The organism is Geodermatophilus sp. SYSU D00663, from assembly GCF_054050655.1.
Window position 1 is genome coordinate 1 of the sequence record NZ_JBJGZT010000047.1, and the last position, 20,626, is coordinate 20,626.

Here is a 20,626-nt window from a genome sequence, read left to right on the forward strand (position 1 = left end):
CCCCCCCCCCCCCCCCCCCCCCCCCCCCCCCCCCCCCCCCCCCCCCCCCCCCCCCCCCCCCCCCCCCCCCCCCCCCCCCCCCCCCCCCCCCCCCCCCCCCCCCCCCCCCCCCCCCCCCACGACTGCTCCCGCTCCTCCTCATCTCCCGCTCCTCCTCACCTCCTGGCCCTCCTCACCTCCTGGCCCTCCTCACCTCCTGGTGGTCCCTGCCCCCGGTCGTCCCCGCTCCGACCGCTCGTGCTCTGCACACACCGGTGGGCAGAGCACGAGCGTGCGCAGGACCCCTCCCCCTCCCCGGCCCCCGGGCGCCGCGCCCTGACCGGTACAGAGCTCCACCGCGGGCGGGGCACCCGCGGGAGTCCCCGGAACGCGACGGCGCCCGCCTCCCCGGGTGGGGAGACGGGCGCCGGAGCGGAGCGGGGTGCGGGTCAGTACCCGCCGTGCTGCGACTCGAAGGCGAACTGGCGACCGCCCATGCGGACCGCCGTGCCCGGGGTCAGCCGGATCGGCTGGTGCGGCACCAGCGAGGACCAGCCCGGGGCGCCGCGCGGGGCGACGAGCGTGCCGTTGGCCGAGCCGACGTCGACCAGCAGCACGTCCCAGCCCTCGAGCCGGATCTCGGCGTGGTGCCGGCTGACGCCGCCGGTCTGGTCGAGGACCAGCAGCGGCCGCACCCGGCCGGAGACGACGCGCTCGTCGGTCTCCGGCTCGCGGCCCAGCAGGTAGTCCATGTCCAGGCTCACCGTGGCGCCGTCGTCGAAGACGAGCAGCCCCAGCGGCGGGCGCACGCCCTCGACGACGACCGCCGTCTGCTGCGTCGTGCGGATGCCGCACAGCGCGCAGAACCCGGCCCGCGGGTCGTTGAGGTGGCCGTTCTTGCAGAGGATGCCCTTGACCGTGGGCCGCTCGTCCTCCGGCTCCGCGGCGGCGGGCGCCGGCTCCTGGCCCGGGGTCGGCAGCGGCTGCCGCGCCGGCTCCGCCTCGGCGGCGGCACCGAACAGCAGGGACGACCGCTCCGGCGCCGGCAGCTCCACCGGCGCGGGCGGCGGCGCGACCGGAGCCGGGTCGACGGCGGGTGCCGGGGCCGCGAGGGGTGCCGGGGCCGCGTGCGCGTGCCCGGCGGAGTCGTGACCGGCGTGGTCGTGACCGGCGGAGGCGTGGCCGGCGTGGTCGTGGCCGGCCGGGGCCCCGGCGGGCGCGGCGGGCACCGGACGGGCCGGCGGCTTGGCCGTCGACAGCGGCACCCGGGCGTGCGGTGCCGGCAGCCGGACCTGCATGGTGCCCGACGGCGCCGGGGCGGCGGCCGAGGGCGCGGGGGCCGGTGAGAGCACCGCGGCCGCGCCGGGGACCGCGCCGGCCTCGAGGTCGGCGAGCGGGTGCGGCGCGGTGTCGGCGGGCGAGCCGGCCGACAGGTGCAGCGGGGCCGGCGGCCAGGTGACGAAGCGGTCGAGCACGAGGGTGCCGTTGTCCAGCTTCTCCCCCTGGGCCGGCGTGAGCCGCAGCCCCAGGTCGGGCACCTCGGCGCTGCCGCCGCCGACGAGCACGAGCGTCAGCCCGTCCTCGGTGGCGGCGGCGACCGCGAACGACGGCGGCTCGGTCACGGTGCCGAGCCAGGTCCGCAGCTCCTCGTGCAGCCGGCGGCCCGGGGCGCGGGAGCCGGCCGCCGACAGCCGGCGGCACAGCGCGACCAGCTCGCCGACGTGCGCGTCGCCGGCCGGGGCGGCCGCGGGCGCGGGCGGGACCGGGGCCGAGCCCCAGCCGACCAGCGCCGGCCGGGCCGCCGGGGCGGCGGGGCCGGACGGCTGCGTGGTGACCCCGACGACCAGGAGCACCCCGGGCATCCGGACGACGAGGTCGGGACCGGGGGCGACCCGGACGGCGACCTGGTCGAACGGCGGAACCGTGGCCGGTGCGCCGGTCGTCCCGGTGAGCGGAGGCGTGGGGGCCGACATCAGACGAGCCTCCCGCCGTTGATCCGCCAGTGGATGAACGGCACGCGCATCGGGCCGTTGGCGACCAGCCACACGATCAGCCAGGTGCTGACGAAGTGGACGGCGAACGCCGGGCCGGGCAGCGAGTCGATCCACGGGATCGCACCGCCGGCGAAGAGGAACCACACGAGCAGGCCCTCGGGGATGCCGGTGAGCAGGCCGAACAGCGTCGGCCAGTCCTTCTCCCACCGGAACTGCTGGATGCCGTGGTAGACGAGCTCCCACAGCACGCCGAGCACCAGCACGACGAGCAGCACGGAGAAGGTGGCGCCGTAGGAGGCGCCGAGCGAGGCCCCGGTCGGGAGCACCGGGGTGATGATCAGGGTCCAGATCGAACCGACCACGGCCAGCAGGAAGATCCTGGTCTGGATGCGGCCGTTCAGGGTGGGCAGCACGGCGTCGTCTCTCTCGGTCGTCGCGGACGTCGGTCGGCGGGGTGAGGGCGGGTCGGTCAGATCTGCTCGTTCCGGACCCACTTCCACCACTGGCTGGTCGACCGGCCCGGCCCGAGCTTCTGCGCGAAGCCCTGCGCGATCAGGTCGTCGGCGATCTCCTGCGCGGCGATCTGCAGGCCGAAGAACGTGTCGACGCCGGGGAACGGGCCGCCGAGGGTGGCGCTGCCGGAGGCGTAGACCTTGCCGCCGTTCCGCGTGCCGGTGACCTCGAAGTTCCGCTGGACGTCGAGCCGGCCCACCGGGTTGCGGGTGGCGTTGGAGTGGTCGAGCAGGTCGGCCAGGACGCGGTGCTCGCGGATGTCGGCCTCGAGGCCGGTGCAGTCGATGACGGCGTCGAAGGTGCCGGTGTGCGGGCCCTGGTCCGGGGTGCTGACGGTGACCTCGACGAGGTCGCCGGCCGGCTTCATCTCCTCGATCCGGCCGATCATCACCCGGTACCAGCCCTCGGCGCGGCCGCGCTTGAGCTGCTCCTTCCAGTCCCGCCGGACGGGGGTGTTGGTGCCGCCCATCTCCTCGTACAGCCGCTTCCGGTCGGCGCCCTCGCTCTTGCGCACCTGCTGCTTGAGCTGGCCGCCCCACACCGACTTCGGGTAGTTGAAGCCCTGGTAGGCCCAGCCGTCGGCGCCCTTGCGGCGCTTGAGGATGCCGGTGCCGTGCGGCCTGTCCACGTAGGTGCGGAACAGGTGCACGATCTGGGTCTGCAGGCCGAGCCGGTCGCGGTCGTCGATCAGCCGCTGCAGGACGCGCGAGGCCACGATGCCGCCGCCGCGGACGAGGACGGTGCCCGGGCGCTGGTGCAGCCGCTCGTAGACCTGCTCGTGCCGCTCGTAGGCGTTGACGACCCTGCCGTAGTCGTTGTGCTCGTTGCGGTAGCGCTGCAGGTCGGGCAGGAACTTCAGGCCCGGGTAGCCGACGGCCACGTGCACCCAGGTGCTGCGGTAGGCGATCCGCTTGGTCGGCGTCGCGCCCTCGGGCGGGGTCAGGATGGTGAAGTACCCGCCGCCCACGCGGCGCCGGACCATGCGGACCTGGCCGTGGACGACCATCTCCGGGTACCGGATCCGGTACATCTCCTTCTCCATCGACTCGAACGCGTGCCCCGCCTTGGGCGTGTAGTAGTTCGCGAAGATCGGCTCGACCAGCACGTTCCAGGCCTGCTTGAGGTTGCCCTGCAGGGCCTCGCGGATGGCGTAGCTCGGGAAGCCCCAGATGTTGTCGGGGCAGGACGACGAGTCCGACCGCAGCCGCTCGCCGCGCGGGATCTGGGAGACCGTCGTCAGGTACTCGTAGCTCTCCCACGGCGTCTTCAGCGGGGTGAGCACGCGCATGGCGCTCGTCGGGACACCGCAGATCCGCAGGTAGTCGACCGTGACGAACGAGCCGATGCCGCCACCGAAGGTGACGAACGGGACGTCGACGACGGGGATGCCGGCGTCGGCCAGCATCTGGTCGGTCCAGAAGTCACTGGCGATCAGCTGGTCGTTCAGGTCACCGGGCTGCGGTGGTGCTGCCGGGGTCCGGGCGTGCTGGGACGCGATCGTGCTCTCGCTCACGGTGGGGGCTTCCGTCCTCTGTCGGGGGAGCCGCCACTGTCAGGGGGCGCGCACGCACTGTCAACGGATTCCGGCGCGGCAGGCCGGAACCGCGTCCCGGCCTGCACGGACGCCCGCGGAGCGGTCCGGGCGGTCCCCGTCGCGGACCCGCGGACGGGGGCCTACGCCTTGCCGAAGCGGCGCTGGCGGGAGGCGTACTCCTCGCACGCGGCCCACAGGTGCCGGCGGTCGAAGTCCGGCCAGAGGGTGTCGAGGAAGACGAACTCGGCGTAGGCCGACTGCCACAGCAGGAAGTTGCTCGTCCGGTTCTCCCCGGAGCTGCGCACGAACAGGTCGACGTCGGGCATGTCGGGCTCGTCGAGGAACCGGGCGACGGTGTCCTCGTCGACCTCGCCCGGGTCCAGCCGGCCGGCGGCGACCTCGCGGGCGATGGCCGCGGCGGCGTCGGCGATCTCGGCGCGGCCGCCGTAGTTGACGCACATGGTCAGCGTGAGGACGTCGTTGTCCCGCGTGAGCTCCTCGGCGACCTCGAGCTCCCGGATGACGCTGCGCCACAGCCGCGGACGGCGGCCGGCCCAGCGCACCCGGACGCCGAGGTCGTGCATCTCGTCGCGGCGGCGGCGGATGACGTCGCGGTTGAAGCCCATGAGGAAGCGGACCTCCTCGGGGCTGCGCCGCCAGTTCTCCGTGGAGAAGGCGTAGGCGCTGATCGCCTTCACGCCGAGCTCGATGGCGCCCTCGACGCAGTCGAACAGCGAGGACTCCCCCGCCTCGTGGCCGGCCGTGCGGGGCAGGCCGCGCTCCTTCGCCCAGCGGCCGTTGCCGTCCATGACGATCGCGACGTGCCGGGGCACCTTGTCGGCGGGGAGCTCGGGCGGGCGGACGCCCGAGGGGTGCGGGTTCGGCGGCTTCACCTGCCGCGGCGCCGGGACCTCACGCCTCACTCAGCAGGCTCACTTCCCGGCGCGGGGCCGACGGGTCCGAGCGGTCGACCAGCGGCAGGGAGCGCAGCCCGCGCTCGAGGTGCCACTGCAGCAGCGCGGCGACCAGGCCGCTGCCCTCGCGGCACTGCGCGGCCTCGCTGGCCTCGGCGGTGGCCCAGTCGCCGGACAGCAGCGCCTCCAGGTGCCCGATGGTGACGGGGTTGGGCCTGCCCGCTCCGGCGGGGCGGCAGTCGAGGCACACCGAGCCGCCCGCGGGGACGGAGAAGTGCCGGTGCGGCCCCTCGAGGCCGCAGCGGGCGCAGTCGCCGAGCGCCGGCTCCCAGCCGGCCACCGACATCGCGCGCAGCAGGAAGGCGTCGAGCACCAGCCCGGCCGGGTGCGTCTGCTCGGCCAGCGCCCGCAGCGCGCCGACGACGAGCAGGAACAGCCGCAGCGAGGGCTCCTTCTCCTCCGCGGTCAGCCGGTCGGCGGTCTCGAGCACCGCGGTGCCGGCGGTGTAGGCGCGGTAGTCCGCGGCGATGACCGAGCCGTAGGAGCGGATGGACTCCGCCTGGCTGACGATGTCGAGGTTCCGGCCGGTGTAGAACTGCACGTCGACGTGGCTGAACGGCTCGAGCCGGGCGCCGAACTTGCTCTTGGTGCGGCGCACGCCCTTGGCCACCGCGCGCACCTTGCCGTGCCGGCGGGTGAGGACCGTGACGATGCGGTCGGCCTCCCCCAGCTTCTGGGTGCGCAGGACGATCCCCTCGTCGCGGTACAGCGACTTCGGCGTGGTGCTCATCAGTACCCGAGCCGGTTGAGCTTCTTGGGGTCGTCCTGCCACTCGCCGAGCACGGTGACGTGCAGGTCGAGGTGGACGCGCGCGCCGAGCAGCTGCTCGAGCCCGGCGCGGGCCTCGGTGCCGATCGCCTTGATGACCGACCCTCCCCTGCCCAGCAGCATCGGCTTCTGACTGGGGCGCTCGCAGTGCAGCAGCGCGTGCACCTCGACCAGCTCCGCGCCTTCCCGCTTGGGGTCGGGCCGGCGGTTGAGCTCCTCGACGGTGACGGCGAGCGAGTGCGGCACCTCCTGGAACACCTTCTCCAGCGCCGCCTCGCGGATGAGCTCGGCGATCTGGCGGTCGGTGTCCTCGTCGGTGGTCTGCTCCTCGGGGTACAGCGGCGGACCCTCCGGCAGCAGGCCGACCAGCAGGTCCTCCAGCAGCTCGACCTGGTCGCCCGCGACCGCGCTCACCGGCACGACCTCGGCGGCCTCGACGAGCTGGCTGGCGGCCACCAGCTGCTCGGCGACCTGCTTCTTCGACGCGGCGTCGGTCTTGGTCACGACGACGACCACCGGCGCCGTGACCTCCTTCAGCTGGCGGGCGATGAAGCGGTCACCGGTGCCCACCGGCTGGTCGGCCGGGATGCAGAACACCACGACGTCGACCTCGGACAGCGTGTCCCGGACGACGTCGTTGAGCCGGCGGCCCAGCAGGCTCCTGGGCTTGTGCAGGCCGGGGGTGTCGACGAGGACGAGCTGCCCGCCGGGCCGGTGCACGACGCCGCGGATCGCGTGCCGGGTGGTCTGCGGCCGGTTGCTGACGATGCCGACCTTCTCGCCGACCATGGCGTTGGTCAGCGTGGTCTTGCCCGCGTTGGGCCGGCCGACCAGGCAGGCGAAGCCGCTGCGGTACGGCTGGTCCGGCGTGCTCACCGGCCCAGTCTCCCACTGCGTGACGACATCGTCGGCCCACCGGCCGACACCGCGGCCACGTGCCGTCCGCCACAGGCGTGGAACCCCACGACCGCTCCTCGCGGAGGCCTCCGGCCCCCACTCGTCGCGGTCACGCCGTGGTGCGGAGCACCCCGTCGGGCCCGGCGAGGTGCACCGGCGCCGACGGCGTCAGGTCGTGCACGGCGGCCAGGCCCTCCTGCTCGACGGCGTCGGCGTCGGACACGATCGCCGCCGCCTCCAGGCCCTCGACGCCGCTGGAGACCGCCGCGGCGACGGCCGCCTGCAGCGCGGACAGCTGCAGCGAGGGCAGCGCGACGCTGGCGGCCACGTAGGTGCGCCCGTCGGTGTCGCGGACCGCGGCGCCCTCCGGGGCGCCGGTGCGGCCGCGCGCGGAGCGGGCGAGGGTGACGAGCTTGGCGTCCTCGGGCTGCAGGTCGGGCACGAGGGCTCAGCTTTCCACGCCGGCCGGGACCTCGGCCCGGGTGGCCCCGGACTGGTGCCCGGGATCGGCGTCGGGCACCCGCGTGACGACGATCGTGTCGATGCGGTTGCGCCGCCCGCCGGTGCTCTCGGCGACCAGCCGCAGCCCCGCGACCTCCGCCGACGACCCCTCGATCGGCACCAGCCCGAGCTCGCGGGCGAGCAGGCCGCCGACGGTCTCGACGTCGTCGTCGCGGGGCAGCTCGACGTCGAACAGCTCGGCGAGGTCCTCGACCGGCAGCCGGGCGGTGATCCGCACCGACCCGTCGTCGAGGTGCTCGACCGGCGGCCGCTGGACGGCGTCGTGCTCGTCGGCGATCTCGCCGACGATCTCCTCGAGGATGTCCTCGATGGTGACCAGCCCGGCGAAGCCGCCGTACTCGTCGACGACGATCGCGATGTGGGTGCGGCGGGCCTGCATGTCGCGCAGCAGCTCGTCGACCGGCTTGGACTCCGGCACGAACGCCGGCGGGCGCATGAGCTCCTCCACCTTCGGGCCACGCCCGTCGCCGAGGTTCTGCGACCGGCGCACGAGGTCCTTGAGGTAGACGACGCCGACGACGTCGTCGACGTTCTCCCCGATCACCGGGATGCGGCTGAAGCCGCTGCGCAGCGCCAGGGCCAGCGCCTGCCGGACGGTCTTGGTGCGCTCGATCCACACGACGTCGGTGCGCGGCACCATGACCTCGCGGGCGATGGTGTCACCGAGCTCGAACACCGAGTGGATCATGTTCCGCTCGCCGGACTCCACGACGCCGCGCTCCTCGGCGAGGTCGACGAGCTCGCGCAGCTCGACCTCGGTGGAGAACGGGCCGTCCCGGTAGCCGCGGCCGGGGGTGATCGCGTTGCCGATCAGGATCAGCAGCGTCGCGACCGGGCCGAGCACCCGGCCCAGCAGCCGCACCACCCCGGCGGTGGCCAGGGCGAGCGGGTAGGCGTGCTGGCGGCCCAGCGTTCGCGGCCCGACGCCGACCAGCACGTAGCTGACGACGGTCATCACGCCGGCGGCGGCGAGCACCGCCTGCCAGCCCATGCCCAGCACGCGGACCAGGACGACGGCGACCAGCACCGCGGCGACCATCTCGCAGACGATCCGCAGCAGCAGGAGCAGCGCCACCAGGCGGGCGCGCTCGTCGAGGACCCGCTCGAGGGTGGCCGCCCGCCGGACGCCGTCGCGGCGCAACTCCTCGACCCGCGCCGCGGACACCCGCTGCAGGGCGGCGTCCATGGCGCCGAAGAGTCCGGCCAGCGGCACCAGGCAGATTGCGACCACCAGCAGCGTGACCGTACCGGCGCTCATCGCGTCACCGCGTCCCGGGACCCCGTTCGGCCGGCTCGCCGGTGACCGGCTGCCGCGGCGCCGCGCGCCAGCCCTCCAGCAGGCGGGTCTGCAGGCCGAACATCTCCCGCTCCTCCTCGGGCTCCATGTGGTCGTAGCCGAGCAGGTGCAGCACGCCGTGGGTGGCCAGCAGCAGCAGCTCGTCGTCCATGGAGTGGCCGGCGGCGCGGGCCTGCCGGACGGCGACCGAGGGGCACAGCACGACGTCGCCGAGCAGCGCGGGGCCGGGCTCGGGGTCGTCGGGGCGGGCGGTGTCGAGCTCGTCCATGGGGAAGGCCAGGACGTCGGTCGGGCCCTTCTCCCCCATCCAGCGCTCGTGCAGCACGGACATGTAGTCCGGGTCGACGCACAGCACCGACAGCTCGGCCATCGGGTTGACGCCCATCTCGGCGAGGACGTACCGGCAGATGCCGGTCAGCTCGGCCTCGTCGACGGCGATCTCTGACTCGTTGGCGACCTCGACGGGCACGGCGGTCAGCTCCCCTGCCGGCGGGTCGGCCGCGCGGGCCGGGCCGGGCCGGCGGGACGGCCGGCGCCCTGCTGGTGGGCGGCGTCCCACCGCTCGTAGGCGTCCACGATGTCGCCGACCAGCCGGTGACGGACGACGTCGGAGCTGGTCAGGTTGGCGAAGTGCACGTCGTCGATGCCGTCGAGGATCTCGCGCACGACCTTGAGGCCGCTCTGCGCGCCGCCGGGCAGGTCGACCTGCGTGACGTCACCGGTGACGACGATCTTCGAGCCGAAGCCGAGCCGGGTGAGGAACATCTTCATCTGCTCGGCGGTCGTGTTCTGCGCCTCGTCGAGGATCACGAACGCGTCGTTGAGCGTGCGGCCGCGCATGTAGGCCAGCGGCGCGACCTCGATGGTGCCGGACTGCATGAGCCGCGGGATCGACTCGGGGTCGACCATGTCGTGCAGCGCGTCGTAGAGCGGGCGCAGGTACGGGTCGATCTTCTCGCTGAGCGTGCCGGGCAGGTAGCCCAGCCGCTCGCCGGCCTCGACCGCGGGGCGGGTGAGGATGATCCGGTTGACCTGCTTGGTCTGCAGCGCCTGCACGGCCTTGGCCATCGCCAGGTAGGTCTTGCCGGTACCGGCGGGACCGATGCCGAAGACGACCGTGTGCGCGTCGATCGCGTCGACGTAGCGCTTCTGGTTCAGCGTCTTGGGCCGGATCGTGCGGCCGCGGCGGCTGATGATGTCGAGGCTGAGGACGTCGGCCGGCCGCTCGGAGCCACCGCTGCGCAGCATGCCGATGACCCGGCGCACCGAGTCCGGGCGCAGCGCCTGGCCGGTGCCGAGCAGCGCGATGAGCTCGTCGAACACGCGGACGGCGAAGGCGTTGTCGGCCGGCTGCCCGGTCACGGCGATCTCGTTGCCGCGGACGTGCACGTCGGCGTCGAGCTCGGACTCGACCAGCCGGAGCAGCTCGTCACCGGAGCCGAGCAGGGCGACCATCGAGACGGAGTCGGGGACCGTGATGGTGGCGCGGACCGCGGCGGGGGTGGCGCTCGCGAGGGTGCTGGCGCTGTCCGCGGCGACGGCCTGCGCGGAGGCCTCGCGGGACGTGGGGGCGCCCGGCACGGGGACGTTCGGGGAGGTGTCGGGCAAGAACCCTCGACCCTGCCTTCCTGGCACGGGGACTAGACGGTTCGACTCTACCCGTGCCCCGCCACCGGGAACCGCGCTCGCAGGCGGGTCACCGCCCCGAGTAGGTCGCCTTCCCCGGCCCGTCGGCCAGGAAGGAGGCGACGGCGCCGCGCAGGTCGTCGGTGGCGAACAGCGGCCCGGAGACCTGCGGGGTGATCTCGTCGGCGGCCCGCGCGCCGTGCCGCACCGCCGTCGTCACGAGGCGCTTGGTGGCCGCGTGCGCGAGCGTGGGGCCGGCGGCGACCCGGCGCGCGTAGTCGCGGGCGGCCTCGGCGAAGCCGTCGTCGGGCAGCACCCGGTTGACGACGTCCCACCGCTCCAGCACCGCGGCCGGGTAGCGCTCGCCGGTGAAGATGAGCTCCTTCGCCCGCGCCGGGCCGGCACGCTCGGCCAGCCGCTGCGGCCCGCCCATCGACGGGGTCAGCCCGACGACGATCTCGAGCAGCCCGAACGACGCCTTCTCCGCGGCCAGCAGCACGTCGCAGGCCAGCGCCAGCTCGAAGGCGGCGGTGAGGGTGAGCCCGTGCGCGGCGAACACGGTGGGGACGGGCAGGTCCTCCAGCGTCTGGGCGATGCGCAGCAGCCGCGCCCACAGCGCCGCGCCGCGCTGCGCGGGCTCGGGCCCCTCGGCGATCTCCTGGAAGGCGTGCACGTCGACGCCGCCGGAGACGACCTTCCCGCGGGCCTCGAGCAGCACCGCGCGGGCGCGGTCGGGCCGGCCGGGCTCGGTGAGGGCGACCAGCTCGGCGGCGACCCGCTCGAACGCGGCGAACACCGACTCGTCGAAGAGGTTGAGCGGCGGTGCGTCCAGCACGACGACGGCGACGTCGCCGTCCCGCTCGATCCGGACGGGGGCGGCGCTGCCGGCGTCGGTCATGCCGGCCACCCTGCCAGGCGGCCCGCCCGGCTCAGCCCGGGGGCCAGTGGAGGTCGCGGCCGCCGAGGACGTGCAGGTGCAGGTGGTGGACGGTCTGCCCGGCCTGCGGGCCGGTGTTGGCCACCAGCCGGTAGCCGGGCTCGGTGCCGTCCTCGCTGGCCAGCCCCTCCTGGATCGCCACCGCGTGCGCCGCGGCCACCACGTCGGCGAGCAGCTGCGGGTCGGCGCCGACGAGAAGCCCCGCCGTCGCGTGGTGCTGCTTGGGGATGACCAGCACGTGCGTGGGCGCCTGCGGGTTGACGTCCCGGAAGGCCAGCGTGCGGTCGGTCTCGTGCACGACGTCGGCCGGGATCTCCCCGGCGACGATCCGGCAGAACAGGCAGTCGGTCACGCGCCGACACTAGGACGCGCGCCGCCCGGGCACGCGCGACACGATGGGCCGGTCCCCCTCCCCCGCCCGTCCCCGGAGGTGCCCCGTGCCCGTCCCCCCGCCCGCCAGCAGGACGTAGTGACCAACCGCAGCGCTCTCCGGTCGGGGAGCCCCGGGGTCCACCCGTCCCGCCGCGCGTTCCTCGCCGGCACCGCTCTCGCCCTCGCCACCGCCGCGTGCGGCCGCTCCTCCCCCGTCGGCGCCGCCCCCTCCTCCGGCGCGACGGCCACCATGCGCATCGGCGCGATCCCCGACCAGGACCCCGAGGTCCTGCAGCGCCTCTACAGCACCCTCGCCGACTCGGTGTCCGCCGCGCTCGGCCTCGACGTCACCTACGTGGCGGTCACCGACTACGCCGCCGCGGTCTCCCTCTTCCGCACCGGCGACCTCGACCTCGTCTGGTTCGGCGGGCTCACCGGGGTGCAGGCGCGGCTGCAGGCGCCGGGTGCGCGGCCGGTCGCCCAGCGCGACATCGACACGGCGTTCCACTCGGTCTTCGTGGTCCACACGGCCACCGGCCTCGCGCCGTCGGACGACCTGCGCCCGCTGGCCGGGCTGCGGTTCACCTACGGCAGCGAGACCTCGACGTCGGGCCGGCTGATGCCCGCGTACTTCCTGCAGCAGGCCGGCGTGGACCCGCAGGGCTTCCCGGGCGGGCCGGGGTTCTCCGGCTCGCACGACGCGACCATCCAGCTCGTCGCCTCGGGCACCTACCAGGCGGGGGTGCTCAACGAGCAGGTGTGGACCTCCCGCTCCGAGGCGGGCGCGGTGGACCCGGCGGTCGTGCGGTACGCCCGGACCCCGGCCTACCACGACTACCACTGGCTGCTCGGCCCGCGAGCGCCCGAGCGCTTCGGCGACGACGTCGCCGAGCGGCTCACCGGTTACTTCACCGGGCTGTCGGCCGAGGACCCGGACGACGCCGCGGTGCTCGAGCTGTTCGGCGCCGGCTCCTTCGTCCCGGCGCGGGCCTCCGACCACGACCGGATCGAGGAGATCGGCCGCGGCCTGGGGCTGGTCACCTGAGCGCCGTCCTCCGGCTGACCGGCGTCACCGTCCGGTTCGGGGCGGCGACCGCGCTGGAGTCCGTGGACCTCACCGTCGGTCCCGGCGAGCGGGTCGCCGTCGTCGGGGCCTCGGGCGCCGGGAAGTCGACGCTGCTGGCCGTGGCCAACGGCGCGGTGCCGCCGTCGTCCGGCACGGTCGAGGTGCTCGGGCAGGACCCCGCGGCCCTGCGCGGGCGGGCGCTGCGCCGGCTGCGCGCGCGGGTGGGGACCGTCCACCAGCACCTCGAGCTGGTGGGTCCGCTGCGCGTGGTGCACAACGTCAACGCCGGCCGGCTCGGCGGGTGGCCGGCGGCCCGGGCGGCGTGGTCCCTGCTGCGGCCGCAGGGCCTGCCCGAGGTGCTCGCCGCCCTGGAGCGGGTGGGGCTGGCCGACCGCGTCTTCGACCGCACCGACGCCCTGTCCGGCGGGCAGCGCCAGCGGGTCGCCGTCGCACGGGTGCTGGTGCAGGACCCCGAGCTGGTCCTGGCCGACGAGCCGGCCTCCGCGCTGGACCCGGCGCTGTCCGGCCGGGTGCTGGAGCTGCTGGGCGGGCCCGCGTCCCGGGGCGGCGCCCTGCTGGCCGCGCTGCACGACCCGGCGCTCGCGCTGCGGTGCTGCGACCGGGTGGTCGGGCTGGCCGCCGGCCGGGTGGTCCTCGACGTCCGCGCCGCCTCGCTGTCGGTCCGCGACCTGGCCGACTTCTACGGGGCGGCCGCGTGACCGCGGTGCTGTCCCGCCCGGCGGCACCGCCGCTGCGGCGGGACCGGCGCCGCTGGGCGTGGGGGCTGGCCGCGCCGGCCGCCGTCGGCTGGGCGCTCGCGAGCGCGCTGGACGGCGGGGTGCTCAACCCGGCCGGCGGCACGCAGTTCGGCCGGTTCGCCGGGGCGGCGCTGTCCCCCGCGCTCGACGGCGCCTTCCTCGGCGTGCTCGGCACCGCGGCGCTGGTGACGGTCGCCTACGCCGTCCTGGGCACCGCGCTGGCCCTGGTCCTCGGCGCGGCGGGGGCGGTGCTGCTCGCCCGCACCACCTGGGGCGGGCGGCGGCTGGGCTGGGCGGCGGCCCGCGGCGCGCTCGCGGTGCCGCGCGGTCTGCACGAGGCGGTGTGGGGCCTGCTGCTGGTGAACCTGCTCGGGCTGGACCCGTGGGTCGGCGTGCTGGCGATCGGCCTGCCCTGCGGCGCCGTGACCGCGAAGGTGTTCGCGGACCTGCTCGACGAGGTGCCCCGCGGGCCGTACGACGCGCTGCTCGCGCAGGGCTCGGGACGGGTCGCCGCCGCGCTGTACGGGCTGGTCCCCCAGGCGACCGGCGGGCTGCTGTCGTACGCGTTCTACCGCCTGGAGTGCGCGGTCCGGTCCGCCGTCGTGCTGGGGCTGGTCGGCGCCGGTGGGCTGGGCTACCAGCTGTCGCTGTCGTTCTCGTCGCTGCGCTGGCCCGAGGTCTGGACCGCCGTCTACGCGCTGGCCCTCCTGTGCCTCGGCGCCGACGTCGCCGGGCGCGCGGTGCGCCGCCGGGTGGCCGCCCCGCGGCGGCGCGCCGGCACCCTCTCCCGCGACCGCGTGCTGACCGCGGCGGCGCTCGCGGCGCCGGCCGCCGTCGCGTGGGCGTGGTGGTTCCTGGCGCTGTCGCCGGCGTCGCTGGTGTCCGCGCGCGCCCGCGAGCAGGCCGGCTACGTGCTCGGCGCGGCCTGGCCCCCGGCCGGTGGCGGCGACCTGCTGCGGGAGGTCGCCCGGCAGGCGGTCGTCACGCTGCAGACGTCGGTGCTGGCGATCGCGGTGGCGACGGCGGGCGCGGTCCTGGTGGCCGGGTCGGCCGCGCGGCTCGCGGGGCGGTCGGCGCCCGGGCGGGTCGCCGGGGTGCTGGTGCGCGCGGCCCTGCTGCTGCTGCGGGCGGTGCCCCCGCCGGTGTGGGCGCTGGTCCTGCTGTTCGTGCTGCTGCCCGGCGTCCTGCCCGGGGCGCTCGCGCTCGGGGTCTACACGCTCGGGGTGCTCGGGCGGCTGACCGCCGAGGTGGTGGAGGAGGCCGACGCGCGGCCGCGGTCGGCGCTCACCGCCCTGGGCGCCCGCCCGGCGGGGGCGTGGCTGTACGGGGTGGCGCCGCAGGCGGCCGGGCCGGTGCTGGCGTTCGCGCTGTACCGGTGGGAGGTCGCCGTCCGGGACACGCTGCTGGTCGGGCTGCTCGGCGCCGGTGGGCTGGGCGCGCTGCTGGCCTCGCGCCTGGCGGTCTTCGACTGGCCCGCCGTGACGACGGTGCTGCTGGCCACGATCGCGCTGACCCTCGCCGTGGACCTGGTCAGCGAGCGGGCGCGGCGGGCCCTCCGCTGAGCGTGCTCAGGCCCAGCGGGTCCGGACCGACAGGGCGGCCAGCGCCGCGGCGCCGGCGGTGGAGGTCCGCAGCACCTCCGGCCCGAGCCGCACCGGCTGGGCGCCGGCCGCGCGCAGGGCCACGACCTCGCCGTCGGTGAGCCCGCCCTCGGGGCCGACGACGACGGCGACCGTGCCGCTGGCGGGGACGTCCACCCCGGCGAGGGGACGGCGGGCCTGCTCGTGCAGCACCAGCGCGAGGTCGACGTCGGCGAGCTCCCCGCACACCTGCCGGGTGGTCATGAGGTCGCCGATCTCGGGGACCCGCGGCCGCCGCGACTGCTTGGCCGCCGCCCGGGCCGCGGCCCGCCACTTCGCCAGGCCCTTCTCGACGCGGTCCTCGCGCCAGCGGGTGACGCAGCGCGCGGCCGCCCACGGGACCACCCGGTCGACGCCGAGCTCGGTGGCCAGCTCCACGGCCAGCGGGCCGCGGTCGCCCTTGGGCAGCGCCTGGACCAGCACGAACTCCGGCTCGGCCGGGGGCACGTCGTGGCGGGCGGTGACCTGCACGCGCAGCCCGGCCGGCCCGGCGTGGAGCACGGTGCCCTCGACGACCGCGCCGCGGCCGTCGCCGACCCGCACCGCCTCGCCGGCGGTCAGCCGCAGCACGTCGACGGCGTGCCGGCCCTCGGCGCCGCCGACCAGCACCTCGTCCGCCCCGTCACCCGGCAGCTCGTCCAGGAGGAACAACGGGGAGCCGTCGAGGGCCGGCCGGGCGTCGTCGGGGGCCGGGACGCTCACTTGAACGAGTTCCGGACCCGGGAGAACAGGCCGCCCTGCGTCTCCGCCGGGCCGGGGCGGTCCTCGCCGCGCAGCACCGCCAGCTCGCGCAGGAGCTTCTCCTGCTCGGCGTCGAGTCGCGTCGGCGTCTGGACGTCGACGTGCACGTGCAGGTTGCCCCGGCCGGTGGCCCGCAGCCGGGGCGCGCCCTGGCCGCGGAGGGTGAGGACGGTGCCCGCCTGGGTGCCCGGGCGGACGTCGACGTCGGTGTCCTCGCCGTCGAGCAGGGTCAGCGGCAGCGTGGTGCCCAGCGCCGCGGCCGTCATCGGCAGCGCGACGTGGCAGTGCAGGTCCTCGCCGTCGCGGGTGAACACCGGGTGCGGGCGCTCGCGGATCTCCACGTACAGGTCGCCGGCGGGGCCGCCGCCGGGGCCGACCTCGCCGCGGCCGGTGAGCCGGATCCGCATGCCGTCCTCGACGCCGGCGGGCACCTTGACCTGGATGTCCTGCCGCGCGCGGACCCGGCCCTCGCTGCCGCACTCGGGGCAGGGGTCGGGGATGACCTGGCCGGTGCCGGCGCAGGTCGGGCACGGCCGGCTGGAGACGACCTGGCCGAGGAACGAGCGCTGCACGCTCTGCACCTCGCCGCGGCCGGAGCAGGTGACGCAGGTGGTCGGGTGGGTGCCCGGCGCGGTGCCGGCGCCGGCGCAGGTGCCGCACAGGACGGCGGTGTCGACGGTGATCGTCTCGGTGGTGCCGAAGACCGTCTGCTCGAGGTCGAGCTCCAGCGCGATCAGGGCGTCGTCGCCGGCGCGGACGCGGCTGCGCGGCCCGCGCGTGCCCATCCCGCCGCCGAAGAAGGCGTCCATGATGTCGCCGAGCCCGCCGAAGCCGGCGCCGCCGAACGGCGAGCCCGCGGCGGCGCCGGCGCCGCTGTCGAACGGGTCCCCGCCGAGGTCGACGATGCGCCGCTTGTCCGGGTCGGTCAGCGCCTGGTAGGCCCGGCTGACCTCCTGGAAGCGCTCCTTGGCCTCCGGGTCGGGGTTGACGTCGGGGTGCAGGTCCCGTGCCAGCCGCCGGTAGGCCTTCTTGATGTCGGCGTCGGAGGCGCCCCGGGAGAGCCCGAGCACGCCGTAGTAGTCGGTTGCCATCAGGGGTCGAGACCTCAGCTCCCGGCCAGCAACTGGCCGACGTAGCGGGCCACGGCTCGCACCGCGGCCATGTTGCCTGGGTAGTCCATGCGGGTCGGGCCGACGATGCCCAGCCCGCCCAGCGCCCGGTCACCGGTGCCGTACCCCACCGAGACGACCGACGCACCGGCCAGCGCCTCGTGGGCGTTCTCCTCGCCGATGCGCACGAGCACCGCGCCGCTGCTGTCGACCTCGCTGATCAGCTTGAGGACGACGACCTGCTCCTCCAGTGCCTCCAGCAGCGGGCGCAGGCTGCCCGGGTCGAGCGCGACGCGCGCCAGGTTCGCCGTCCCGCCGATGACGAGACGGTCCTCCCCCGGCTCGACCAGGGTCTCGACCAGCGCGGCGCTGACCGCGGCGACCAGCGCCCGCAGGTGCTCCGGCGCGGTCTCGACGAGGTCGGGGACCTTGCTGCCGGCGTCGGCGAGCCGGGCGCCGGTGAACGCGGCGTTGAGCGTGGCGCGCAGGTCCGAGACGTCGTCGCGGCTGACGTCGACCGGGCAGTCGACGACCCGCTGCTCGACGCGGCCGGTGTCGGTGATGAGCACCAGCAGCAGCCGCGAGCCGGTCAGCTGCACCACCTCGAGGTGGCGGACCGCACTGCGCGACAGGGTCGGGTACTGGACGACGGCGACCTGGTGGGTCAGCTGGGCGAGCAGGCGCACCGTGCGGCCGAGGACGTCGTGCAGGTCGACCGCGCCGTCGAGGAACCGCTCGATGGCGCGGCGCTCGGCGGGCGACAGCGGCTTGACCGCCGAGAGCCGGTCGACGAACAGCCGGTAGCCCTTGTCGGTGGGCACCCGCCCGGCGCTGGTGTGCGGCTGGGTGATGTAGCCCTGCTCCTCGAGGACGGCCATGTCGTTGCGGATGGTCGCCGGCGAGACCCCGAGGTCGTGCCGCTCGGCCAGGGCCTTGCTGCCCACGGGGTCGTTGGTGGAGACGAAGTCCTGCACGATCGCCCGCAGGACCTGCAGGCGCCGTTCGTCGTGCGCCACGGTGACACCTCCCCGAACCGGTCGACGTCGCCGTGCGGGGAGCCGCGGGGGCTCCGGCCCGCCCTCGCCGGGTGCCCGGCCGGGTTGGCACTCGCACGGACCGAGTGCCAATCCAGCATACGACCAGGGAGCCGTTCCGTCGCGGACGTGACGGGGTCCACCACCCGGTGGGGGCCCGGCACGGCGGGCGGCGGGCCGATACGCTCGGACGCGTCGGTGCCGGTACGGGGCAGGTGTTGGACGGAGGTCGGGTCCCTGATCTTCAAAGCGGTGCGGAACGGGCGCCCCTATCCCGAGCACGGGTTGTCCACCAGGGACTGGGCGATGATCCCGCCCCGGCAGATCCGGCTCGACACCCTCGTCACCACCAAGCGCGAACTGGCGCTGGACACCCTGCTCGCCGACGACTCGACCTTCTACGGCGACCTGTTCCCGCACGCCGTCCAGTGGCACGGCGACCTCTACCTCGAGGACGGCCTGCACCGCGCGCTGCGGGCGGCCCTGCAGCAGCGCTCGGTCATCCACGTCCGGGTGCTCGACCTCGACGCGCTGATGCCCGCCAACCTGGCCTGATGGACCCGGCCCGGCTCGACGGCGGGGTGCTGCTGCGGGAGGCGACCGTCGGGGACCTGCCCGCGGTGGTCGCGCTGCTGGCCGACGACCCGCTGGGCGCGACCCGGGAGTCGGCCGACCCCGTCCCGTACGAGCGGGCGTTCGCCGCCGTCGACGCCGACCCCGCGCACCTGCTGGTCGTGGCCGAGGACGCCGGCGCCGTCGTCGGCACCCTGCAGCTGTCGTTCCTGCCCGGGCTGTCCCGCGGCGGCGCGCTGCGCGCACAGGTGGAGGGCGTGCGGGTGGCCGCGGCCGCCCGCGGGCGGGGGCGCGGCGAGGCGATGCTGCGGTGGTGCGCCGCGGAGTCCCGCCGCCGCGGCGCCGCCCTGCTGCAGCTGACCACCGACGTCCGCCGCCCCGACGCGCACCGCTTCTACGAGCGGCTGGGCTTCGTCGCCTCACACGTCGGCATGAAGCTGGAGCTCTAGCCGCTACAGCCAGCCCTTGTCGGCGGCGACGCGGGCGGCCTCCACCCGCGTGCGGGCGCCGGTCTTGCCGATCGCCGAGGACAGGTAGTTGCGCACCGTGCCCTCGGACAGGAACAGCCGCCGGGCGATGTCGGCGACGGTGGCGCCGTCGGCGGCCTCCCGCAGCACGTCGGCCTCGCGCGCGGACAGCGGCGTCGCGCCGATCGCCAGCGCGGCGGCGGCCAGTTCCCGGTCGATCACCCGCTCCCCCGCGACGACGGCGCGGATCGACCGGGCGAGCTCGGCGACCGGCGCGTCCTTCACCAGGAAGCCCGCCGCGCCCACCTCCATGGCGCGGCGCAGGAACCCCGGCCGGCCGAAGGTGGTGAGGACGACGGCGCGCACGCCCGGCAGCTCGGCGGCCAGCTCGCGGGCGGCCTCCAGACCGTCCCGCCCGGGCATCTCGATGTCGAGCAGCGCGACGTCGGGGGCGTGCTCCCGGGCGGCGGCCAGCACCTCGTCGCCCCGGCCCACCTCGGCGACGACGGTGATGTCGGGCTCCAGCTCCAGCAGCGCCCGCAGCGCGCCGCGGACCATCGACTGGTCCTCGGCCACCAGCACCCGGATCACCGGGCCACCGCCGCCGCGTGAGCCGGCACCAGCGGCAGGACCGCGCGCAGCTCGTAGCCGCCGTCGCGGCCGGCGCCGCCGGTGAGCCGGCCGCCGAGCGCGCCCACCCGCTCGGACAGGCCGGTGAGCCCGGAGCCGGGCCCGGTGTCGTCGGCGGGGCCGCGGCCGTCGTCGGTGACGGTGAGCACCGCGTCGGTGCCGTCGTCGGCGAGGGTGACGGTGACCGTCCGGGCGCCGCTGTGCCGCAGCACGTTCGTCGTCGCCTCGCGGACCACCCAGCCCAGGGCGGCGTCGACCGGGCCGGGCAGCACGGGCACCCGGTCGGGCAGGCGCGCGGCGATCCCCGCGCCGGACAGCGCCGCGCGCGCCTCGGCCAGCGCCTGCGCGCAGTTGACCTGGCGGTAGCCGCTGACCGCGTCGCGGACCTCGGCCAGCGCGCGGCGGGCGGCGGCCTCGACGTCGGCCATCTCGGTGCGCGCCCGTGCCGGGTCGACCTCGGCCAGCCGCCCGGCGAGCTCGCTCTTGAGCGCGATGAGCGACAGGCTGTGGCCGAGCAGGTCGTGCAGGTCGCGGGCGAAGCGCAGCCGCTCCTCGGCGACCGCGTTGCGCGCCAGCTCCTCGCGGGCCGCGGCGAGCTCGGTGTTGACCTCGACCAGGTGGCGGGTGCCGCGCATCGCGAACGCCGTGAGCAGGCACATCACCGGGAGGATGAACAGGTTCGCGAGCTGGCCGTCGGCCGTGACGACCCCGGCGCACACCGCGGCGGCGGCGAGCACCGCCGGCCACACCCAGCGCCGCGGCAGTGCCGCCGCCGAGGCCGCCGACACGTAGATCAGCAGACCCGCCCACGCCGGGCCAAGCCAGACGGCGAGGCCGGCACCGAGCGCCGCGATCACCGCCAGCCGGCCGAGCGGTCCGCCCGGGTCGCAGCTGGTGAACGACCGGCGGAACACGTCGAGGTAGACGGCGGTGAACACCAGCAGCGCGGCGCCGGCGACCACCCGGACCGCCGTCGGCCGGTCGGTGGTCAGCAGGTCGGCGAGGGGGAAGGCCTGGAACAGCAGCCAGGGCAGGGACCAGCCGATCTGCCGCCACCGGGAGTGGGCGTCCACGGCGCCCGACCGTAGACCTGCCGATCCCGGTACCGGACCTGCCGGACGTCGTCGGCCCGGGCTGACATCCGTCAGGTGCTGTCCCCGCCTTCCGCGCGCGAGAGGCAGAGGTGCTGCCTCTC

Annotated in this window: 22 protein-coding genes; 5 read left to right on the forward strand and 17 right to left on the reverse strand. The window is 75.9% G+C overall.

The genetic code is table 11. From position 1 onward, the window contains the following. Nucleotides 1–428 precede the first annotated feature (428 nt). The 12 genes from ACI79Z_RS22420 to ACI79Z_RS22475 all read right to left on the reverse strand — a co-directional run bounded on the left by ACI79Z_RS22420 (nt 429) and on the right by ACI79Z_RS22475 (nt 11,393). Complete coding sequence (locus tag ACI79Z_RS22420) at nt 429–1,952, reverse strand: FHA domain-containing protein (RefSeq protein ID WP_387985258.1); 1,524 nt, start codon at nt 1,950–1,952, stop codon at nt 429–431. Continuing rightward, nucleotides 1,952–2,386: a hypothetical protein gene (locus tag ACI79Z_RS22425; RefSeq protein WP_387985261.1), complete on the reverse strand. Its 435-nt coding sequence runs from the start codon at nt 2,384–2,386 to the stop codon at nt 1,952–1,954. The genes ACI79Z_RS22420 and ACI79Z_RS22425 overlap by 1 nt, the downstream gene beginning before the upstream one ends. A 56-nt stretch (nt 2,387–2,442) precedes the next feature. After that, nucleotides 2,443–3,999, reverse strand: a complete 1,557-nt coding sequence (locus tag ACI79Z_RS22430; RefSeq protein WP_456904140.1) for a hypothetical protein — start codon at nt 3,997–3,999, stop codon at nt 2,443–2,445. A 161-nt stretch (nt 4,000–4,160) separates the two neighbouring features. Further along, nucleotides 4,161–4,943, reverse strand: coding sequence for an isoprenyl transferase (locus tag ACI79Z_RS22435; protein ID WP_387985267.1), 783 nt, complete (start codon nt 4,941–4,943; stop codon nt 4,161–4,163). Further along, entirely contained in the window at nt 4,933–5,724 is a 792-nt protein-coding gene (gene recO / locus ACI79Z_RS22440; RefSeq protein WP_387985269.1) for a DNA repair protein RecO, read from the reverse strand. Before recO ends, ACI79Z_RS22435 begins: the two co-directional genes overlap by 11 nt. Next, complete coding sequence (gene era, locus ACI79Z_RS22445) at nt 5,724–6,638, reverse strand: GTPase Era (RefSeq protein ID WP_456904142.1); 915 nt, start codon at nt 6,636–6,638, stop codon at nt 5,724–5,726. The genes recO and era overlap by 1 nt, the downstream gene beginning before the upstream one ends. 130 nt (nt 6,639–6,768) lie before the next feature. After that, nucleotides 6,769–7,101 (reverse strand): cytidine deaminase, encoded by a 333-nt coding sequence (locus ACI79Z_RS22450; RefSeq protein WP_456904144.1) that lies wholly within the window; start codon nt 7,099–7,101, stop codon nt 6,769–6,771. A 6-nt stretch (nt 7,102–7,107) separates the two neighbouring features. Next, entirely contained in the window at nt 7,108–8,439 is a 1,332-nt protein-coding gene (locus tag ACI79Z_RS22455; RefSeq protein ID WP_456904146.1) for a hemolysin family protein, read from the reverse strand. Between the two features lie 4 nt (nt 8,440–8,443). After that, nucleotides 8,444–8,947 (reverse strand): rRNA maturation RNase YbeY, encoded by a 504-nt coding sequence (gene ybeY, locus ACI79Z_RS22460; protein ID WP_387985278.1) that lies wholly within the window; start codon nt 8,945–8,947, stop codon nt 8,444–8,446. A gap of 5 nt (nt 8,948–8,952) precedes the next feature. Continuing rightward, nucleotides 8,953–10,086, reverse strand: a complete 1,134-nt coding sequence (locus ACI79Z_RS22465) for a PhoH family protein (protein WP_387985280.1) — start codon at nt 10,084–10,086, stop codon at nt 8,953–8,955. 88 nt (nt 10,087–10,174) lie between these two features. Beyond that, complete coding sequence (locus ACI79Z_RS22470; RefSeq protein ID WP_387985282.1) at nt 10,175–11,002, reverse strand: enoyl-CoA hydratase/isomerase family protein; 828 nt, start codon at nt 11,000–11,002, stop codon at nt 10,175–10,177. Nucleotides 11,003–11,033: 31 nt separating this feature from the next. Beyond that, nucleotides 11,034–11,393, reverse strand: a complete 360-nt coding sequence (locus tag ACI79Z_RS22475; protein WP_387985284.1) for a histidine triad nucleotide-binding protein — start codon at nt 11,391–11,393, stop codon at nt 11,034–11,036. Between the two features lie 117 nt (nt 11,394–11,510). Between ACI79Z_RS22475 and ACI79Z_RS22480 the strand changes: the two genes are divergently transcribed. From ACI79Z_RS22480 to ACI79Z_RS22490, 3 genes are all read left to right on the forward strand, one after another. Beyond that, on the forward strand, nt 11,511–12,458 hold the full coding sequence (locus ACI79Z_RS22480; RefSeq protein ID WP_456904150.1) for a putative selenate ABC transporter substrate-binding protein: 948 nt from the start codon (nt 11,511–11,513) through the stop codon (nt 12,456–12,458). A 62-nt stretch (nt 12,459–12,520) separates the two neighbouring features. After that, nucleotides 12,521–13,198 carry a phosphonate ABC transporter ATP-binding protein gene (locus ACI79Z_RS22485; protein ID WP_387985290.1) on the forward strand — a complete coding sequence of 226 codons (678 nt, stop codon included), beginning with the start codon at nt 12,521–12,523 and terminating at the stop codon, nt 13,196–13,198. Beyond that, nucleotides 13,195–14,799, forward strand: coding sequence for a PhnE/PtxC family ABC transporter permease (locus ACI79Z_RS22490; protein WP_456904152.1), 1,605 nt, complete (start codon nt 13,195–13,197; stop codon nt 14,797–14,799). The genes ACI79Z_RS22485 and ACI79Z_RS22490 overlap by 4 nt, the downstream gene beginning before the upstream one ends. Nucleotides 14,800–14,805: 6 nt before the next feature. Here the strand turns inward: ACI79Z_RS22490 and ACI79Z_RS22495 are convergent, their stop codons facing one another. From ACI79Z_RS22495 to hrcA, 3 genes are read right to left on the reverse strand one after another with little or no spacing between them, the layout of a single operon-like run. Beyond that, entirely contained in the window at nt 14,806–15,579 is a 774-nt protein-coding gene (locus ACI79Z_RS22495; RefSeq protein WP_387985295.1) for a 16S rRNA (uracil(1498)-N(3))-methyltransferase, read from the reverse strand. Beyond that, complete coding sequence (dnaJ, locus tag ACI79Z_RS22500) at nt 15,576–16,709, reverse strand: molecular chaperone DnaJ (RefSeq protein ID WP_387985296.1); 1,134 nt, start codon at nt 16,707–16,709, stop codon at nt 15,576–15,578. Before dnaJ ends, ACI79Z_RS22495 begins: the two co-directional genes overlap by 4 nt. 14 nt (nt 16,710–16,723) lie before the next feature. Further along, complete coding sequence (hrcA, locus tag ACI79Z_RS22505; protein ID WP_387985299.1) at nt 16,724–17,743, reverse strand: heat-inducible transcriptional repressor HrcA; 1,020 nt, start codon at nt 17,741–17,743, stop codon at nt 16,724–16,726. A gap of 216 nt (nt 17,744–17,959) precedes the next feature. Between hrcA and ACI79Z_RS22510 the strand changes: the two genes are divergently transcribed. Together ACI79Z_RS22510 and ACI79Z_RS22515 are read left to right on the forward strand one after the other, a co-directional pair. Next, nucleotides 17,960–18,316, forward strand: coding sequence for a type II toxin-antitoxin system VapB family antitoxin (locus tag ACI79Z_RS22510; RefSeq protein ID WP_456904155.1), 357 nt, complete (start codon nt 17,960–17,962; stop codon nt 18,314–18,316). Beyond that, a complete protein-coding gene (locus ACI79Z_RS22515; protein ID WP_456904157.1) occupies nt 18,316–18,783 on the forward strand; it encodes a GNAT family N-acetyltransferase in 468 nt (155 codons plus the stop codon). The genes ACI79Z_RS22510 and ACI79Z_RS22515 overlap by 1 nt, the downstream gene beginning before the upstream one ends. A gap of 3 nt (nt 18,784–18,786) precedes the next feature. Here the strand turns inward: ACI79Z_RS22515 and ACI79Z_RS22520 are convergent, their stop codons facing one another. Together ACI79Z_RS22520 and ACI79Z_RS22525 are read right to left on the reverse strand one after the other, a co-directional pair. Next, complete coding sequence (locus tag ACI79Z_RS22520) at nt 18,787–19,392, reverse strand: response regulator transcription factor (protein ID WP_387985304.1); 606 nt, start codon at nt 19,390–19,392, stop codon at nt 18,787–18,789. Continuing rightward, on the reverse strand, nt 19,389–20,504 hold the full coding sequence (locus ACI79Z_RS22525) for a sensor histidine kinase (protein ID WP_456904159.1): 1,116 nt from the start codon (nt 20,502–20,504) through the stop codon (nt 19,389–19,391). The genes ACI79Z_RS22520 and ACI79Z_RS22525 overlap by 4 nt, the downstream gene beginning before the upstream one ends. Nucleotides 20,505–20,626 lie beyond the last annotated feature (122 nt).

What these genes read in the sequence shown, in the direction of transcription:
- ACI79Z_RS22420 (WP_387985258.1), bottom strand. Translation starts at nt 1,952, where the DNA reads ATGTCGGCCCCCACGCCTCCGCTCACCGGGACGACCGGCGCACCGGCC.
- recO (WP_387985269.1), bottom strand. Translation starts at nt 5,724, where the DNA reads ATGAGCACCACGCCGAAGTCGCTGTACCGCGACGAGGGGATCGTCCTG.
- ACI79Z_RS22455 (WP_456904146.1), bottom strand. Translation starts at nt 8,439, where the DNA reads ATGAGCGCCGGTACGGTCACGCTGCTGGTGGTCGCAATCTGCCTGGTG.
- ACI79Z_RS22470 (WP_387985282.1), bottom strand. Translation starts at nt 11,002, where the DNA reads ATGACCGACGCCGGCAGCGCCGCCCCCGTCCGGATCGAGCGGGACGGC.
- dnaJ (WP_387985296.1), bottom strand. Translation starts at nt 16,709, where the DNA reads ATGGCAACCGACTACTACGGCGTGCTCGGGCTCTCCCGGGGCGCCTCC.
- ACI79Z_RS22515 (WP_456904157.1), top strand. Translation starts at nt 18,316, where the DNA reads ATGGACCCGGCCCGGCTCGACGGCGGGGTGCTGCTGCGGGAGGCGACC.